Consider the following 403-nt stretch of genomic DNA (forward strand, 5'->3'; position numbering starts at 1 on the left):
TGCCAGCAAGCCCGGCAAGTCCCACGTCATCAAGTCCCACCACAATGTCGGCGGCCTGCCGGACGACATGAAGATGGAACTGGTCGAGCCGCTGCGCGAACTGTTCAAGGACGAAGTCCGCAAGGTCGGCCTCGAACTCGGCCTGCCCTACGACATGGTCTACCGTCACCCCTTCCCGGGGCCGGGTCTGGGCGTGCGTATCCTCGGTGAAGTGAAGAAGGAATACGCAGACATCCTGCGTGAGGCCGACGCCATCTTCATCGAAGAACTGCACAACTTCGACTGGTACCACAAGACCAGCCAGGCGTTCGCCGTCTTCCTGCCGGTCAAGTCCGTCGGCGTCGTCGGCGATGGCCGTCGTTACGAGTGGGTCATCGCCATTCGTGCCGTCGAGACCGTCGAC

The 403-nt window shown here is 62.3% G+C and carries 1 pseudogene; it reads left to right on the forward strand.

The features are described from left to right. A pseudogene (locus tag R0J88_RS18890) lies at nucleotides 1–403 on the forward strand (GMP synthase (glutamine-hydrolyzing)); the annotation flags it as partial.

The organism is Pseudoalteromonas sp. SIMBA_162, assembly GCF_046535955.1.
Taxonomy (GTDB): Bacteria; Pseudomonadota; Gammaproteobacteria; order Enterobacterales; family Alteromonadaceae; genus Pseudoalteromonas; species Pseudoalteromonas marina.